Source organism: Xanthomonas sp. NCPPB 4467 (assembly GCF_041475665.2).
GTDB classification, from domain to species: Bacteria; Pseudomonadota; Gammaproteobacteria; order Xanthomonadales; family Xanthomonadaceae; genus Xanthomonas; species Xanthomonas dyei.
On sequence record NZ_CM191260.1, the window covers coordinates 1,875,156 to 1,891,129 of the forward strand.

A 15,974-nucleotide genomic window follows, 5' to 3' on the forward strand; every position below is an offset into this window, starting at 1 on the left:
GAGTAGGAGTGCGCCAGGAATCCATACCGCACAGAGCGCCCGCCGCGCCCGCCTGGCAGTGCGCAGTCCTTTTGCTGGCCGCTCACAGCAGCGCAGCGGCTAACGCACCGGCAAGGCCACCGCATCGCCCTCCACACAGGCCACCAGGCGCTCGCCTTCGAGCAGTGTCGGTACCACGCCAGCGGTGAAATGCGAGAACGCCGGCAGGATGGTGAGCCGTTCGCGCAACCAGAACGCCGGCCAGCGCCGCGACAGGCCCGGCAGGGCCGCCAACGGATGCAGATGCCCGCACAGCACGTGGCCGGTGGGATGCGACAACGGATCGTGGCGCAGCACGAACGGCCCGTCTTCGACCTGTTCGTCGGCCGCTTCGATCTGCAGATCCGCACCGGCCACGGCGCGGTCGTGGTTGCCGCGGATGGCAATCACGCGCAGGTCGGCATGCTGCTCGCGCCATGCGCTCCAACGGCGATGCCAGGCCGCGCGCGGGGCAGGACCATGCAACAGGTCGCCGAGTATCCACAATGCCTCGACCTGGCGCTGCGCAAGCAGTGCGTCCAGGCGCTCGAGATCGTGCGCGGTGCCGCCTGCGGGCAGGCCGATACCGGCGCGCCGGAATACATCGGCCTTGCCCAGATGCAGGTCGGCGATCAGCAAGGCGCGCTGCGCTGGTCGATACAAGGCACGTTCGCCGAGCAGTTCCACCGTTTCGCCGGCCAACTGCAGCTGCACGCTATCGCCCATGCTTGCGCTCCAGTTGCTCGGCGGCGCGCAACACACGCGCCTTCCAGTCCTCGGTACTCAATTGACCACGCATGCGTTCGGCCCACAGCGGGAACGACAACGGGGTGAGGCTGCGTGGCGTGCACAGGCGCAGGTCGCGGCGTGCGCAGTCCTCCAATGCATGCGCCAGGCGTGCCAGTTCGAGTTGGCCTTCAAAGACTTCGCGCTCGGCCTGGGCCAGCAACAGATGCTCCGGATCGAAGCGCTGCAACACGTCGTAAAGCAGTCCGCTGGAGGCCTGCAGCTGCCGCAGGCTGCGTGGTGCACGGCCGGGCAGGGACGGCGACAGCAACCCGGCCACGCGCGCGATCTCGCGAAACTGCCGGCGTGCCAGCTCGCCCAGGTTGAGACTGTCGCGCAGATCGTCCAACAACCCGGCCGGCGACAGCAAGGCGCGCAGCACGTCGGCGTTGATCTCCACATCCTGCGCGGGCGAGAGCACAAAGCCGTAGTCGTTGGCAGCGAAGCTGAAGGTATTGCGCTGACGTCGGCCCCAGCGCGCGGCAAGCAGCGCGGCTAGCCCTTCGTTGACCTGCCGTCCGGCGAATGGATACACGAACACGTGCCGGCCATCGCGCGCCTTGATGCTTTCTACCAGCAGGTGATCCGGGCCGGGCAGCGCCGAGAGCGATGCCTGCAAGTGCAGCAGCGGGGCCAGCGCCTGCATTTCAGGCGCATCGCCGGGCGCGGCGAACAGCGCTTCCACTTCGCGGCCCAATGCCGACGACAACGGCATGCGCCCGCCCATCCATTTGGGCACCACACCGCTGCCGCCCTTGGCCACACGCACGTAGGCGGTCATGTCTTCCAGACGCACCAGTTCCAGCAAACGTCCGGCAAATTGAAAGCGATCGCCGCGGCGCAGGCGGCCGACGAATTGTTCTTCCACCGCACCGAGTCGGCCGCCACGCAGGAACTGCACGCGCACGCTGCCATCGCTGGTGATGGTGCCGATGGACAGGCGATGCCGCAGCGCGACGCGGCGGTCGGTGACGCGATACACGCCGTTCTCGTCGCGCACCACCTTGTGGAAATCCGGGTAATGCGCCAATGCGCTGCCGCCCTGCACGATGAAGTCGAGCACTGCGTTCCAGGTGGGTATGTCCAGCGCAGCGAAGGCATCGGTGCCGCGCACTTGCTCGAACAATGCAGCGGCATCGAAGCCGCCGCCCAGGGCGAGGGTGACGCAGTGCTGGGCCAGCACATCCAGCGACAAACGCGGTGGCGGCCGCGCTTCGATATGGCCGTGGTTGATGGCGCGACGTGCCGCGGCGTATTCGACCAGTTCCAAGGCGTGCGAGGGCACGCACACCACATGCCCGGATTCGCCGGGACGGTGACGCGCGCGGCCGGCGCGTTGCAGCAGGCGCGCGATGCCCTTGGGACTGCCGACTTGCAGCACTTGATCCACCGCCGGGAAATCCACGCCCAGATCCAGACTGGAAGTGGCGACCACGCAACGCAGGCTGCCGTCGCGCAGCCCCTGTTCGGCGGCGGCGCGCAGACTGGGGTCCAGCGAGCCATGATGCAGCGCAAGCGTGGCGAGATCGTCCGGCCATACCGCACTCAACGCTTGGTGCCACAACTCGGCCTGTGCGCGCGTATTGGTGAAGACCAGGCTGGTGCGCTGCTGCATGACTTTTTGCAGCACGCGCGCCAACTGCGCCAGACCCAGATGGCCCGCCCACGGAAAGCGTTCGCCGCTGTCGGGTAACAGCGTTTCCAGCGTCATGGCGCGCGGTTTGACCCCCGACACCAGCGCCGCATCGGGGCGATGCGGCAGCAGCACATCGCGTGCCTGCGCCAGATTGCCCAGCGTGGCCGACAGGCCCCAGATGCGCAGCGCAGGCGCCCAGCCGCGCAGGCGCGCCAGACACAGCTGCAGCAGCACACCACGCTTGTTGCCGAGCAGTTCGTGCCACTCGTCGACGATCACGCAGCGCAGCGCGGACAGCTGCGCTGCGGTGTCCGGATACGACAGCAACAAGGCCAGCGATTCGGGGGTGGTGACCAAGACATCTAGCTTGCCGCTGCGTGCCAGCCGCTTGTCGCGCGCGCTGGCATCGCCGGTGCGCAAACCCACCTGCCACTCCAGTCCCAGCGCGTCCACCGGTTCGCGCAGTGCGCGTGCGGTGTCGGCGGCCAGCGCACGCAAGGGCGTGATCCACAGCACCTGCAAGTTGCGTTGTTGCTGTCGGCGTGCGGCAGCGGCAGGCTTGGCCGATGTGACCGGCAGCGTGTGGCCACGCGCGGCCAATGCGTCCAGTAATGGGCCGCCGAATGCTGCCAGCGTCTTGCCGCTCCCGGTCGGCGTATGCAGCAAGCCGGATTCGCCAGCGAGATAGCGCTTCCATAGATCGCGTTGAAACGGCAACGGTGCCCAGCCGCGCTGCGCGAACCAGTCGCGCCACTGCTGCAATGGCGTGCCGCGTGCCTGCTGCGTCGCCGTCACCGCGCCAATGCCTGCAGAGTGCTCAGGTGATCGGCCTCGGCAAACGGCTTGTCGTGCCGCCAGCGCAGGATGCGCGGAAACCGTACCGCAATGCCGGATTTGTGCCGCGCGCTGCGGTTGACCGCTTCAAAACCCAGCTCGAATACATGCTGCGGGCTGACCGCGCGCACCGGACCGAAACGCTCGGTAGTGTTGGCGCGAATCCAGCGGTCCAGTTGCAAAATCTCCTTGTCGTCCAGCCCCGAATACGCCTTGGCGATCGGCACCAGTTGCCCCTCGTGCCACAGCCCGAAGGTGTAGTCGGTATACAGCGTGCTGCGGCGGCCATGGCCGGCCTGCGCATACAGCAGCACTGCATCGATAGTGAGCGGGTCGATCTTCCATTTCCACCAGTCGCCACGTCGGCGGCCGGCCTGATACACCGAGTTGGCGCGCTTGAGCATCAGCCCTTCCACGCCGCGTTCGCGTGCTTGTACGCGCAGCTGTGCGGCGGCGTGCCAATCGCCGGCTTGCACCCGTGGTGAGGCGACGATGCGCGGATCGTCGAGCGCGGTGAGCACGCCCTCCAGCAGCGCACGCCGCGCGTGCAACGGGCGCTCGCGCAGATCCACGCCGTCCAGTTCGAGCAAGTCGTAGGCCACCACGCGCGCGGGCGCGGCCGCCAATGTCTTGGGGCCGGGCTTGAGCCGCTGGATGCGCGTCTGCAAGGCGGTGAACGGCATCGGCACCGGTTGCTCGGGTTGCCAGGCCAGCAGCTCGCCGTCGATGACCGTGCCGTCGGGCAACTGCATTGCGGCGTGTTCGATTTCCGGGAAACGGCCATCCAGGCGTTCTTCGCCGCGCGACCACAGCGCCGCGTCGCCGGCGCGCCGGATCAGCTGCAGGCGGATGCCGTCCCATTTCCATTCCAGCAGCCAGTCGTCAATGGCGCCCAGTGTGTCGACCTCGGCGTCGAGCGGCGAGGCGAGAAAGAACGGATAGGGCTGCTGACGATCGCCCGGCAGTTCTTCGCTGGTCAGCAAATCGGCAAGATAGGTCGGGTGCGGTCGCCAATTACCGAGCATGCGCTGGGCGATGCGTGCGATGTCCACGCCCGATAGTTCGGCCAGCGCTTGTTGCACTAGCCGCTGCGAAACGCCCACGCGCAATGCGCCGGTCAACAGTTTGTTGAACACCAGCCGCTCATCGAAGGCCAGGCTGCGCCAGGCCTGCACGATGCATGCCTTGCGCAGCGCAACGTCCTGGTTGGCGACCGGCAGCAAGCGCTGTTCGATCCATTCCGCCAGCGGCAGATCCGGTGCTTCGATGATCGGGTCGTCCAGCAACAACGCCAGCGTTTCGGCCAGATCGCCGACATGGTCGTAGCTGTCGGCGACCAACCAATCGGCAATGCCGGCGGTGTCGGTGATCCACTCGCGCAGCTCGCCGCTGCTGGCGATGCGCATGCGTGCGCCGGCGACCTTGCCGCCGGCCAGCAGATACAGCGCCCAGGCCGCGTCCAGCGCTGGCGCTTGGCGAAAATACGCCACCAGCGCAGCGCGCTTGTCGAGCGTGCCGGTACTACGGTCGAGGGTGCGGTACAACGCGGCAAAACGCTTCACGGCAGCGCCTGGGGCGTTGTGTCGGCAGCTCCAACGCGCAGCTCCAGCGCACGGCGAGTACATGCGCCTGACATGCGCACGCGGCGCCGCAGGCGGAGTGGGCCGATTGACGCGGCCGGCGCGCTGCGATGCACGCGACAGACCAATGCGTGTCGGCCAAACGCCAGTGCGCCACTCAAGCGCAGACGCGAACGCGCGCGCGCATCGCTGCAGACGGGGGGCGGGTTCATTCCTCGGCTCCAAAATCGGTGCGGAAGGCTTCCGCCGCAACGCCGCGCTCGCGCAGGTGCTGGATCAACGCATCGGTATTGCCGTGGGTGGCGATCACCCGGCGCGCACCGGTGTCTTCGATGGTGCGCAGCAGATCCGGCCAGTCCGCGTGATCGGACACCACAAAGCCGCGGTCGTAATTGCGCCGACGCCGATTGCCGCGAATGCGCATCCAGCCCGAGGCGAATCCCTGTTGCGCATGCCGGAAGCGGCGGATCCAGGGGCTGCCCGCCGCCGACGGCGGCGCCAGCACCAGTTGGCCGGCATAGTCGGCACCGCGCGCATGCTCGCTGACCGGTTGGGTGTCCAGCATCGCGATGCCGGCTTGGCGATACACCTCCACCCCGGCCGCAATCGCACCGTGCAACAGCGCGGGCTGCGTGTCCCAGGCGCGCAATTCGGCCAGCACCCGCTGCGCCTTGCCCAAGGCGTAGCAATACAGAATAGCGGCCTCGCCGCGCTCGGCGCATTCGCGCCGCCAGGCGACGATATCGGCCGCCACATCGGATGTCTCCGGCCAGCGATACACCGGCAGGCCAAAGGTCGCTTCGGTGATGAAGGTGTCGCACGGCACCACTTCGAACGGCGTGCAGGTGGGGTCGTGCTGGCGCTTGTAATCGCCGGATGCCACCCAGACCTCGCCATCCACTTCGATACGCACCTGCGCCGAGCCCAGCACATGTCCGGCCGGATGCAGCGACACGCGCGCGTGTCCCAACGTAAATGCTTCGCCATTGGCATGCGTGTGATAGACCTGCTCGCCGAGCCGCCATTGCAGGATCGGCAGACTGTCGCGCGTGCAGTGGTATTCGCCTATGCCGCCACGCGCGTGATCGCCGTGGCCATGCGTGATCACCGCACGCGGCACCGGTCGCCAGGGGTCGATATGAAAGTCGCCCTGCGGGCAATACAGCCCCTCGGGGCCAAGCACCACCAGATCGCCGCGTGTGTTCGTGTCGTTGCCGTTGCGCATGCCCGCAACTCTGGCCAAGCCGGTGTGCAGATCCTGAGAATGGGAATGGCGCGCATCGGTGCGACCATGCGGCTGCGGCGTGTGGTCGGAATCGACATTCACCGCGCGTACGCTCCGGTGCTGAGTGCGCCGCCTACACTCGCCCGGCGACTGCTCGCTAGGTGTTGTTAGCCGCTGCAAGCTTTGGAGTGCGATGCCGATCGTCGGCCTGCGTCGGCGCGCAATGGCGAAGCGATACGCGGTTTTACCAGGGACGCTGTTGTGCTCAGCGTCACTGGCGTTGCGAAAACTGCGCTGCCGCTGCGCCAGTCTGATTCCACAGCGGCGATGCCGCACCCAGCGCGCTAATGCCGTGTTCGCCGCCCCGATCCGCGCACCGCGCTTGCTTCCACAGCCAGCGTAAATCCGCGTTCTTCGCCAGCGTGCATCGCGCCCACATCGACCACGTGGCGGCGAATCTCCTCGCCCTTGCCGTTACGCACCACCACCACCACGGTGTATTCCCACGGATCGCCGTCGGCGGGATGACGGATGGTGCCGTCGACCTTCAACGGCACGATGGGCGCCGGCTGCGCGTGTTGCGCAGCCGCCGAGTCGAAGCGCAGATGGTGCTTGCAGGCAGGGCAGATAATGGCGCTTTCCAGGATCGTCGCCTTGCAATGCGGACAGCTGCGCGTGGCTCCGGGCGTGCCCGGGCGGGGTGCACTCATGTGGCGTCGTTATCGCCGCCAACAGTCGCCTTGCTGGCGCTTGCCGGCTTGCCGGTGTCTTCGCCCCAGCCGAAGTCGGCCTGGCCGCGCATACGGGCGCCCGAGGCCACGGTGAGGCTACCGGCCTTGACGTCTCCCACCAGCACGCCGGAGGTCTGCAGTTCCACCTGTGCCGCCGATTCGATATTGCCTTCCAGCTCGCCGGCGATGATGACCTTGTTGGCACGCACGCCGCCATTGAGCTTGGCGCCGCGTTCGATGGTCAGATCGCCCTTGACGTTGACGTCGCCCTTGAAGCGGCCGGCCAGGCGCACGTGGCCGGCACCTTCGATCTTGCCTTCGATGCTGATGTCGGCGGCGATCAGCGATTCCTTGGCCTCGCTCTGGCGCTGCGGCGGCGCGGCGGTGGGGACGACGCTGGGCGTGGCGGTGGCCGCCGGTACCGGCGGGGCAGGGCTGGCGTCGGCATTGAACAGCCGCCCATCGGCGGCAGGAGCATCCGGCGCTGCGGGAACGCCGTCTTTCTTGTTGGGACCTTGATCGCGCCACATCGACATCGGATTGCCTCGCTTCGGGGGTCAAGGCCGACTATCGCTGCGTCAATCGATCTTTTGTGTGACGAAGTGCACAATCCGGGATCGACAACGTGCCTGCTCAAGCCCCGACGTCGGTCCCGAGCGGTGCGTCACCGCCATGACGCTCGACCCGGTTACGCCCGCGATGCTTGGCTGCGTACAGCGCTGCGTCGGCTTTCTGGATCAGGCTCGCGCCAAGCTCGCCATCGGCCGGAAAGCTGGCCACGCCGATCGAGGCGGTGACGCGCGGCAATGCGCGCTGGCCATCGCTGACCGCCAGCGCAGCGATATGGCCGCGGATCTCCTCGGCCACGCGCACGGCTTCCTCGCCATCGGCCTCAGGCAGGATCACGGTGAATTCTTCGCCGCCATAGCGGCAAGCCACGTCCTCGGCGCGCAACCGGGTCAACAACAGGTCGCCGACCGCCGCCAGCAGCAGGTCGCCACCGGCATGGCCCTGGCTATCGTTGAATTGCTTGAAGTGGTCCACGTCCAGCATCAGCACCGACAACGGCAGGCCGCGCCGCGCGCAACGCGCCAGCTCGTGACTCAGCGACTCTTCCAGATAGCGGCGGTTGTACAGTCCGGTCAGCGCATCGCGGATCGACTGGCGGCGTAGCGACTCGCGCAGGCGCAGATTGCTCAACGCCAACGACAATTGCTCTGCCGCTGCCTCGGCGATTTCCAGGCGCGGCATCGGACCCGGACCAGGCGAGGACAGAAACAGAAAGCCCAGCTGTGTGCCCTGCGCCGACATCGGCAGGCACGCGGTGGTGATCGGTGCCTGGGTGTCCGGCGTATCGATATGCGCGCACGGCGCATCCCGCGCGAGGTCTTCGATGATGTGCGGCTGGCCGCGGCGCAATGCCCAGCATTCTTCCGGCAACAGATGCGGTGCGCTTTGTACCAGCGGCTCGCCCCAGTGGCTGATCGCCTCGGCGCGATCCTGCGAGGCGCGCAGCAGGTACACGCTGCCGGCAATGCCCGGCAGCAGGCTGGCCAGGGTACGGCTGGTCACCACCAACGCTTCTTCGGCGCTGATGCAGCTTTGCAGCAGGCCGGTATAGCGGCTGAGCAGAGTGAGATCGGCGGCACTGCGCTGCAATGCACCGACGCTATCGCCCAGCTCGCGATTGGCATTTGCGGCAAGGCGTTCGGCCTGTGCGCGATGCCGCAGTTCGTGCATCAGCAGCGCATAGACACCGCCGACTACCAGCAGCCCGAACGGGATGCCGGCCAGTGCCAGCGTCAGCAACAAGGTGGCGCTTTGCCGGCTGCTTTCGGCGCGCAGCGCCAGCAGTTCCTGCTCGCGTTGCACCATCGTCAGCGCCTGCTCGCGGATGGCGCTGGTGGTGCGGAACGCGCTTTGCCGGATGCCGGCGCGTGCCGGTTCCAGGCCGCCCTGTGCATAGACATCCAGCGTGTGCTGGATTTGCCGCAGCCGCGTCTCCACCAGGGTTTGCAGTTGATCCAGCTGCTGCTCTTGCGCAGGATTGTCGACAATCAACCTGCGCAGATTGCTCAATAAGATCGGCAGGCGTTCCACACTGGTCTGGTAATCCAGTAAGTAGGCCTCGTTGCCGGTGAGCAGGAAGCCACGTTGCGCCGACTCGGCATCCAGCAAGCGTGCCTGGATCTCGTCGACCCGCCCGATCACTTCATGCGTATGCGAGACCAGCGCCGCATCGGCGAGCGAGCGGCGCGCGCCGACAAAGATGCCGATGCCGATGGCGATAAAGATCAGCGCAGAGAAGACCAGCGCCATCTGATTGCGGCGCCGCGATGTAAAGGAGGTGGGCATGCCGAATGCTAGCGTGCCGGGCTCGACAAGACGAGATCAATCTCCACGCAAGACGTGTGCGCCAGCACGAAATTGTCTGTGCGTGGACGCAGCACATGCACGGCTCAGAGCGGCTGACGGGCATTGCAAGCTGCAGCTGACTGGCCGGCCCTCTAGCACCCAAGCGCATAGGGCAACGCCACTCTTGCGATGGGCTGCGCTCACCTGCCGGCGAGCGCAGCGGGTTTTTCGTCGTTCTTAGTGCTGCGGATGCTCGGCGTCGTGCTTGTCGGCATTCTGCTCAGCTTTGTTGGCCATCTCGCGGGTCTTGTCGGCGGTAGCATCGGCAGCGTTGGCGGTCGCGCGACTGGCGTCGGCTGCCATCTCGCGTGCGGCTACGCGTGCATCGGCGGTGGCGGCCTTGGCCTGTACTGCGGCGCGGTCGGCGGCCTGCTCGGTGGCAGCGGCAGCGTGCTTGGCGGCGGACGCGGTATCGCGACGGGCCTGCTCGGCATCAGGGCCTTGACAGGCGGCGAGGGTGAGGGCGGCGATAGCGCTCAACGACAGCATGCGGATCGTCTTCATGAGTGGTCCTGTTCCTGTTCCGGTGTTGGAGAGCGGAGCTTATGCAGGAGCCGATGCACTCTGCGTCAAGGTGCGGCCCGCTACCTGCGTGGGGCAGGCTTGCCTGGGACAAGCCACGTGTCTGAATCGCACCGGCGCGGCGCATCCATCTTTGTGCGCAAACGGCGCGTCAAATCGCAGGCAAAGAAAAAGCCGCTGGAAACCAGCGGCTTTTTCCGAACTCGCTTGGAGCTAAGAAGTGATTACTTCTTGGCTTCTTCGGCGGTGTCCTTAGCAGCTTCGGCGGTGTTTTCAGCCGTCTTGGCAGCGTCAGCAGCCTGGTCGGCAGCAGCGTCGGTCGCGGCGCCGGAAGCAGCCTGGGCAGCGTCAGCAGCGGTGTCGGCCGAAGCAGCGGCGGTGTTGGCAGCGGCCTGAGCGGCGTCAGCCGACTGCGAGCCCGAGGCAGCAGCCTGGTCAGCAGCGGTCTGAGCGTCGGTTGCAGCTTCGTTAGCCGAAGCAGCAGCGTCCTGAGCCTGTTCCGGCTTCGAGCAAGCGGTCAGGGCCAGGCCCAGAGCCATTGCGATCAGCAGCTTGTTGATGGTCATTGTTTCAATCCTCGTCGATTAGATTAGGCAACGCGCTATTGCGCGCCCCCGACATGATGACGGCCCGAAGACTAGTGTCAAGCGCATGCGCATTCAGCTTTGCAAATTCGCTGTTAATGGCAATCAAATCAATTCGATAGCGATGGCTGTCGCTTCACCGCCACCGATGCATAGCGTCGCGATTCCGCGCTTGCCGCCGCGCGTGCGCAACGCATTCACCAATGTCACTACCAAGCGCGCACCGGATGCGCCGATCGGATGACCCAGTGCGCAGGCACCGCCATGCACGTTGACCTTCTCGTGCGCAATGCCCAGTTCCTTGATCGGTGTCATCGCCACAACAGCGAAGGCTTCGTTGATTTCGAACAGGTCCACCTCGTCCAATTGCCAGCCGATTTTGCCGACCAACGCCTGGATCGCCGACACCGGTGCGGTGGTGAACCATTCCGGTGCCTGCGAATGGGTGACGTGGCCGACGATGCGCGCCAGCGGCGTCACGCCACGGCGCTGCGCATCGTCGGCGCTCATCAGCACCGTGATTGCCGCACCGTCGGAAATGCTCGACGAGCTGGCTGCGGTGACAGTGCCATCTTTCTTGAAGGCCGGCTTCAGGGTCGGGATCTTTGCGATGTCGGATTTGCCCGGCTGCTCATCGCTGTCGACAACAAGCTCGCCCTTGCGCGTGGCCACGGTCACCGGAACGATTTCATCGGCAAAGGCGCCGCTGCGCTGCGCAGCCTGCGCGCGCTCGACCGAGGCGATGGCGAAGGCATCCTGATCGGCACGGCTGAAGCCGAACTTTTCTGCGGTGGCTTCGCCGAACACGCCCATCGCCTGTCCATCGTATGGATTGGTCAAGCCATCCCACGCCATGTGGTCCACCGCCTGAAAATTGCCATAGCGATTGCCGGTGCGCGAATTGGGCAACAGGTGCGGGGCATTGCTCATCGACTCCATGCCGCCGGCCACCACGATGCTGGCCGAGCCGGCCTTGATCAGGTCGTGTCCGAACATGATCGCCTTCATGCCCGAGCCGCACACCTTGTTGATGGTGGTGGCGCCGGTGGATGTCGGGATACCTGCAGCGATGGCCGCCTGGCGCGCCGGCGCCTGGCCAAGATTGGCCGGCAACACGCAACCGACGATGACCTCGGACACGTCGGCCGGTGCGATTCCCGATTGCGCCAGCGCGCCTTCGATGGCGGCAGCGGCGAGCGTCGGCGCCGGCACCCCGTTGAATTGACCGAGAAACGAGCCGATGGCAGTGCGTTTGGCAGCAACGATGACAATGTCGGACATGAGCGGATACCGTTTAAAGTGAAACGATTATCTGCCTCATGGCCGATTCGCGCCAGCAAGCTGACGTGCGGCTGCAGACCCGAAGCGATGCCGTATATGATGAGAACTAGGGCCCGGGATGGGGCCCAATCCATGGAATGGGTTCGGGGAGAACACGAATGAAGAAGAAAGACGTCGCCAGGACTGTCCTGGCCTCGGCGTTGGCTGTGGCGTTGACTGCATGTGGCGGCGGTGGTGGCGGAGGCGGTATTCGTCCGACCACGCCGACGGCACCGCCACCGACCTCGCCGCCGCCGCCGCCGCCGCCCACCTCACCACCGCCGCCTCCACCGCCGGTCACTGCACCGACACCGGAACCGGCAATCGACGCGCATCTGGCGTTGACCAATGCACGTGCCGCGCAGGCGCTGGGTTTCACCGGCGCGGGCTATCGCATCGGTGTCATCGATAGCGGCATCAATACCAATCATCCGGCCCTGCAGGGGCGTGTGAGCGACAGCTTCCTTTATGTCGACCCGCGCACCAACAACGTTGCCGTGGGCGATGTGCTCGGGCATGGCACGGTTGTCGCCGAGCTGGCGGCCGGGCGTGCGGTGGGGCAATGGCCGGGCGGTATTGCGCCCGGTGCGGGCCTGGTGTCTGCGCGCATCATCAGCGACCGCGCGCCGGTGGACGATGGCACTGGCCAAGGCAATGAAGTCGACGGGCCGCTCGGTCTGGGCCCAGTGCATGCCGATCTGATCAGCGCCGGTGTGCGCATCATGAATAACTCGTGGGGCGGCCTGTATTGGAACGACCCGACGGTCACCAATCAGATCGCGCAGGAATATCGCGCCTTTGTCATCGGTAACGATGGCCTGGTGGTGTTCGCTTCGGGCAATGAGTCGCGGGCGCAGCCGTCCGACACGGCGGCGCTTCCCAGCCAGGTGGGTCCGAACGGCACGCTTCCGGCGGCAGACCTGGAGCGCGGCTGGCTAGTGGTCGGCGCGCTGGACACCGCCAACCCCACCCAACTGGCGTCGTATTCCAACGCGTGCGGCGTGGCGATGCGGTATTGCCTGGTGGCACCGGGCACGTCGCTATTTATCGACCCCGATGCAACCGCCAGCAACATCACCTATTTCTATGGCAGCGGCACCTCCTTCGCCGCGCCGCTGGTCTCGGGCGCGGCGGCATTGGTGTGGCAGGCATTTCCGTATTTCAACAACGATCTGGTCCGACAGACGTTGTTGGGAACGGCCACCGATCTGGGCGCGGCCGGCGTCGATCCGACATTCGGTTACGGCCTGCTCAACGTGGGCAAGGCGGTACTGGGGCCGGCGCGGTTTGACTGGGGCACGGTGGATGTCACGGTCAATACCTTACGGTCGACCTGGGCCAACGACATCAGCGGTAGCGGTGGATTGACCAAACGTGGCACAGGCACGTTGGTGTTGGGCAGCGACGCCAATACCTTCACGGGTGACACGCAGGTGCTGGGCGGTACCTTGCAGACGGCCAGTCTGCAAAGCGCGCGGGTGGGGATCGCCAACGGGGCGAGCCTGGTCGGAGCTGGCAGGGTCGGCGGCCGCGTCGACAATGCCGGCACGTTGCAGGTCGGCAGCGCGGTGCTCTCAGTCAACGGCAACTACACCCAGGCCAGCAACGGCCGTTTGGCGCTGAATGTCGGCGACCGTGTGAATGTCGCCGGCACCGCGACCATTGCAGGCGACCTGCAATTGCTTGGCCGGCGCAATTACGTCGTCGACAACACGATCTATCCGGTGCTGCAGGCGACCAATGGCTTGCAGGGAACCTTCGCCACGCTCAGTAGCGGGCCGGCGGTGACCTTCCTCAACGCCACTCTGAGCTACGACACCAACACCGCGTTCGTGTCGCTGCAGCGCATGGATGTCACGGCCGTCGCCGCATCGCTGGGCGCAATCGGCACGGCATCGATGGAGTCGGCAATTCGCGTCGAACAGGCGTTTCAGAAGGTCGATGCGCAGCAGCTGCAGGGCAACGGTGGCATCAGCGGCGACTTCATTCGTGCCGCGGCGGCGTTGCAGCAATCACCCGATGCCAAAACCGCAGCGGATTCGCTGCGCAGTCTGTCTGGACGTGCGCATGCGGCCTCTGCGGCGATGACCTTCGACACCATCGATCTGGGCCGGCGCGCGTTGGCGGCGCATTTCGATGGTCTGTCGCAACAGCCGCGCCTGCTGGGCACCTGGCAGCGTGCACTGGGCGGGCCGGGCGAGGGTGGGGTGACCACCGCAGGATTCGCTACCTCCGGCTGGATGATGGGCAACGATCTGCGTTTGGCGTCTGGTGCGGTCACCGGCTTTGCTTTCGGCGAAACACGTTCCAACAGCCTGGGCGATCTGGATGGCGCACGCGGCCGCGATCGGCAGGTGCAGGCGCAGTTGTACTGGGGCACCACGCTGGGGTCGGCGTACACGCTGGGCCAGCTGGGCTTCGGTAACGTCAACCGGCAGATCGAGCGCACCCTGCAGTTGGGCGAAGACCGCAGCAGTGCCTTCAGCGATTACAGCGGCAGCTATCTCAGCGGCAACCTGGAAACCGGGTATCGCTGGGGCCATGCAACTGCGTCGCTGACGCCGTACATGGGCCTGGATTACGTGCGTTTGCGTAGCGAAGGGTTCCGCGAAAGCGGTGGCGATGGTTTCGGTCTGCGTGCCGATGCAAGCACGTCCTCGCGCACGCAACTGCTGGCCGGCATGCGTTCGGCCTATCGCTGGCGCGGCCTGCAGTTGGGCGGTTATGCCGAATGGCAGCAGGCGTTGAGCAGCCAGGGGTTGATGCTGGATGCCAGCTTCATCGGTGTGGAGGCATGGGCGCCGCTGCGCGGCATGCAGCCGGCGCGCTCGGGCGGTGTGTTCGGCATTGCGGCCTCGGCGCCGTTGGGCCAGCAGAGCCAGTTGCGTTTCGGCTACGACCAACGCGTGGGCGAGCGCGGCGACGACCGCGCGGTGAGCCTGAAGTACAGCGCCGATTTCTGATCGGTGTGCATGACGCCCGGGTGCAATGCCCGGGCGTCATGCGTGCGTCGGCGATTGCGTCAACGCACGTGTCGTCATCGCACAGGTCGTCGAACACGGCCCGCGCGTTGGCGTGCTTATTCGCCGCGCAATTTATGCAAAAAACGCGGTGCAGTGCGGCCCAGCGGCAGTTTGAGTTTGCTGATGGCCTCGATGCGCGTTTCGGCAATCTGGTCGGCTGCCTGCTGCGGCGACACGTTCAACTGCGTGGACAGGTCGAAGACCTTTTCCAGATTGTGATAAATGCTGCGGATCAGGCGCATGGCGCGTTCGCGGTTGTAGCCGTCGATCTCCAGCGACACATTCATTACCCCGCCGGCATTCACCACGTAATCGGGCGCATACAAAATGCCGCGCTTGTGCAGTTCTTCGCCGATGGCGGCGCTGGCGAGCTGGTTGTTGGCGGTGCCGCAGATGATCTTGGCCTTGAGCTGCGGCAGTGTGTTTTCGTTGATCGCACCTTCCAGCGCGCACGGTGCGAACACGTCGGCCGGCACCTGATGGATTTCGTCCGGGCGCACGGCTTCGGCGCCGTACTCGGCCACTGCGCGATCCACCAGCGCCTGATTCAGATCGGCCACATAGAGCTTTGCGCCGCGTTCCTTGAGCAACTTCACCAGTTCCATGCCGATGTGGCCCAGGCCCTGGATCGCGATACTCGCCTTGCCCACTTCTTCGTGACCGAGCTTGCGATTGAGCGAGGCCATCAGCGCCTGCAAGGCACCGTAGGCGGTGAAGGGCGCCGGGTCGCCGGAGCCGCGATGCACCTGATGCACGCCGGTGACGTACTCGCTTTCCAGGTAGATCTGTTCCATGTCGTTGACGTCGGTGCCGACATCTTCGGAGGTGATGTAGCGCCCGCCCAGGGTGTCGACAAAACGGCCGAATGCGCGGAACAGCACCTCGCTCTTGTCGGTTTTGGGGTCGCCGATGATCACCGCCTTGCCGCCACCGACATTCAGCCCGGCCAGCGCGTTCTTGTAGGTCATGGTGCGGCTGAGTCGCAGCGCATCGGCGAGCGCCGCCTCGCTGTTGGGGTAGGGGCGCATGCGCACGCCGCCCAACGCTGGCCCGAGCCGGGTGCTATGCAGGGCGATGATGGCCTTGAGGCCGGCGTCGCGGTTGTGGCAAAAGATCACCTGCTCGTGACCGGTGGTATCGAGGGTTTCGAAAAGCATCGAAGGCTCCGCGGGGCTGCGTGATGTGCCTCCCCTGGCCCCGGGCCTGAACCCGTGCGATGGGGAAACAAAAAAGCGACGTCTGCAGACCCTGTCCGATCACGTCGCGCTGCAACATTTTAAACCACGTCGGCAGGGCGCAG

12 protein-coding genes, 1 tRNA gene, 1 other RNA gene and 1 pseudogene are annotated in these 15,974 nt (G+C 65.9%); 2 read left to right on the forward strand and 13 right to left on the reverse strand.

Going from position 1 to position 15,974, the window contains the following annotated elements:
- Positions 1-99: 99 nt before the first annotated feature.
- The 6 genes and pseudogenes from pdeM to ACCQ06_RS08240 all read right to left on the reverse strand — a co-directional run bounded on the left by pdeM (position 100) and on the right by ACCQ06_RS08240 (position 6,079).
- The gene (gene pdeM / locus ACCQ06_RS08215; RefSeq protein WP_228322680.1) at positions 100-744 is read right to left on the reverse strand and encodes a ligase-associated DNA damage response endonuclease PdeM; all 645 of its coding nucleotides are present in this window, start codon (positions 742-744) and stop codon (positions 100-102) included.
- A pseudogene (locus ACCQ06_RS08220) lies at positions 734-3,133 on the reverse strand (ligase-associated DNA damage response DEXH box helicase); the annotation flags it as partial. The gene pdeM and the pseudogene ACCQ06_RS08220, both read right to left, overlap by 11 nt.
- Positions 3,099-3,200, reverse strand: a tRNA-Pro gene (locus tag ACCQ06_RS08225). The pseudogene ACCQ06_RS08220 and the gene ACCQ06_RS08225, both read right to left, overlap by 35 nt.
- A 31-nt stretch (positions 3,201-3,231) precedes the next feature.
- Positions 3,232-4,836: an ATP-dependent DNA ligase gene (locus tag ACCQ06_RS08230; protein WP_316691655.1), complete on the reverse strand. Its 1,605-nt coding sequence runs from the start codon at positions 4,834-4,836 to the stop codon at positions 3,232-3,234.
- On the reverse strand, positions 4,833-5,066 hold the full coding sequence (locus tag ACCQ06_RS08235; RefSeq protein WP_316691656.1) for a hypothetical protein: 234 nt from the start codon (positions 5,064-5,066) through the stop codon (positions 4,833-4,835). Before ACCQ06_RS08235 ends, ACCQ06_RS08230 begins: the two co-directional genes overlap by 4 nt.
- Positions 5,063-6,079 carry a ligase-associated DNA damage response exonuclease gene (locus ACCQ06_RS08240; protein WP_316692524.1) on the reverse strand — a complete coding sequence of 339 codons (1,017 nt, stop codon included), beginning with the start codon at positions 6,077-6,079 and terminating at the stop codon, positions 5,063-5,065. The genes ACCQ06_RS08235 and ACCQ06_RS08240 overlap by 4 nt, the downstream gene beginning before the upstream one ends.
- A gap of 96 nt (positions 6,080-6,175) precedes the next feature.
- On the opposite strand from ACCQ06_RS08240, the gene ACCQ06_RS08245 reads away from it, so the two are divergent.
- A non-coding RNA gene (locus ACCQ06_RS08245) (sX9 sRNA) lies at positions 6,176-6,252 on the forward strand.
- 171 nt (positions 6,253-6,423) lie between these two features.
- On the opposite strand, the gene ACCQ06_RS08250 is transcribed toward ACCQ06_RS08245, so the two are convergent.
- From ACCQ06_RS08250 to ACCQ06_RS08275, 6 genes are all read right to left on the reverse strand, one after another.
- A complete protein-coding gene (locus ACCQ06_RS08250) occupies positions 6,424-6,789 on the reverse strand; it encodes a hypothetical protein (protein WP_104614063.1) in 366 nt (121 codons plus the stop codon).
- Positions 6,786-7,346: a bactofilin family protein gene (locus tag ACCQ06_RS08255; protein ID WP_104614062.1), complete on the reverse strand. Its 561-nt coding sequence runs from the start codon at positions 7,344-7,346 to the stop codon at positions 6,786-6,788. Before ACCQ06_RS08255 ends, ACCQ06_RS08250 begins: the two co-directional genes overlap by 4 nt.
- Before the next feature lie 97 nt (positions 7,347-7,443).
- Positions 7,444-9,165, reverse strand: coding sequence for a diguanylate cyclase (locus ACCQ06_RS08260; RefSeq protein ID WP_316691657.1), 1,722 nt, complete (start codon positions 9,163-9,165; stop codon positions 7,444-7,446).
- 237 nt (positions 9,166-9,402) lie between these two features.
- Complete coding sequence (locus ACCQ06_RS08265) at positions 9,403-9,729, reverse strand: XAC1346 family secretion chaperone (RefSeq protein ID WP_316691658.1); 327 nt, start codon at positions 9,727-9,729, stop codon at positions 9,403-9,405.
- A gap of 242 nt (positions 9,730-9,971) precedes the next feature.
- The gene (locus tag ACCQ06_RS08270; RefSeq protein ID WP_104614059.1) at positions 9,972-10,313 is read right to left on the reverse strand and encodes a hypothetical protein; all 342 of its coding nucleotides are present in this window, start codon (positions 10,311-10,313) and stop codon (positions 9,972-9,974) included.
- Positions 10,314-10,436: 123 nt separating this feature from the next.
- Entirely contained in the window at positions 10,437-11,612 is a 1,176-nt protein-coding gene (locus ACCQ06_RS08275) for a thiolase family protein (protein ID WP_316691659.1), read from the reverse strand.
- Between the two features lie 158 nt (positions 11,613-11,770).
- On the opposite strand from ACCQ06_RS08275, the gene ACCQ06_RS08280 reads away from it, so the two are divergent.
- Positions 11,771-14,614 (forward strand): S8 family serine peptidase, encoded by a 2,844-nt coding sequence (locus ACCQ06_RS08280; RefSeq protein WP_316691660.1) that lies wholly within the window; start codon positions 11,771-11,773, stop codon positions 14,612-14,614.
- 116 nt (positions 14,615-14,730) lie between these two features.
- On the opposite strand, the gene ACCQ06_RS08285 is transcribed toward ACCQ06_RS08280, so the two are convergent.
- The gene (locus ACCQ06_RS08285) at positions 14,731-15,831 is read right to left on the reverse strand and encodes a Glu/Leu/Phe/Val dehydrogenase dimerization domain-containing protein (RefSeq protein ID WP_104614056.1); all 1,101 of its coding nucleotides are present in this window, start codon (positions 15,829-15,831) and stop codon (positions 14,731-14,733) included.
- Positions 15,832-15,974: the final 143 nt, after the last annotated feature.

What these genes read in the sequence shown, in the direction of transcription:
- pdeM (WP_228322680.1), bottom strand. Translation starts at nt 744, where the DNA reads ATGGGCGATAGCGTGCAGCTGCAGTTGGCCGGCGAAACGGTGGAACTG.
- ACCQ06_RS08235 (WP_316691656.1), bottom strand. Translation starts at nt 5,066, where the DNA reads ATGAACCCGCCCCCCGTCTGCAGCGATGCGCGCGCGCGTTCGCGTCTG.
- ACCQ06_RS08240 (WP_316692524.1), bottom strand. Translation starts at nt 6,079, where the DNA reads ATGCGCAACGGCAACGACACGAACACACGCGGCGATCTGGTGGTGCTT.
- ACCQ06_RS08250 (WP_104614063.1), bottom strand. Translation starts at nt 6,789, where the DNA reads ATGAGTGCACCCCGCCCGGGCACGCCCGGAGCCACGCGCAGCTGTCCG.
- ACCQ06_RS08255 (WP_104614062.1), bottom strand. Translation starts at nt 7,346, where the DNA reads ATGTCGATGTGGCGCGATCAAGGTCCCAACAAGAAAGACGGCGTTCCC.
- ACCQ06_RS08260 (WP_316691657.1), bottom strand. Translation starts at nt 9,165, where the DNA reads ATGCCCACCTCCTTTACATCGCGGCGCCGCAATCAGATGGCGCTGGTC.
- ACCQ06_RS08265 (WP_316691658.1), bottom strand. Translation starts at nt 9,729, where the DNA reads ATGAAGACGATCCGCATGCTGTCGTTGAGCGCTATCGCCGCCCTCACC.
- ACCQ06_RS08270 (WP_104614059.1), bottom strand. Translation starts at nt 10,313, where the DNA reads ATGACCATCAACAAGCTGCTGATCGCAATGGCTCTGGGCCTGGCCCTG.
- ACCQ06_RS08275 (WP_316691659.1), bottom strand. Translation starts at nt 11,612, where the DNA reads ATGTCCGACATTGTCATCGTTGCTGCCAAACGCACTGCCATCGGCTCG.
- ACCQ06_RS08280 (WP_316691660.1), top strand. Translation starts at nt 11,771, where the DNA reads ATGAAGAAGAAAGACGTCGCCAGGACTGTCCTGGCCTCGGCGTTGGCT.
- ACCQ06_RS08285 (WP_104614056.1), bottom strand. Translation starts at nt 15,831, where the DNA reads ATGCTTTTCGAAACCCTCGATACCACCGGTCACGAGCAGGTGATCTTT.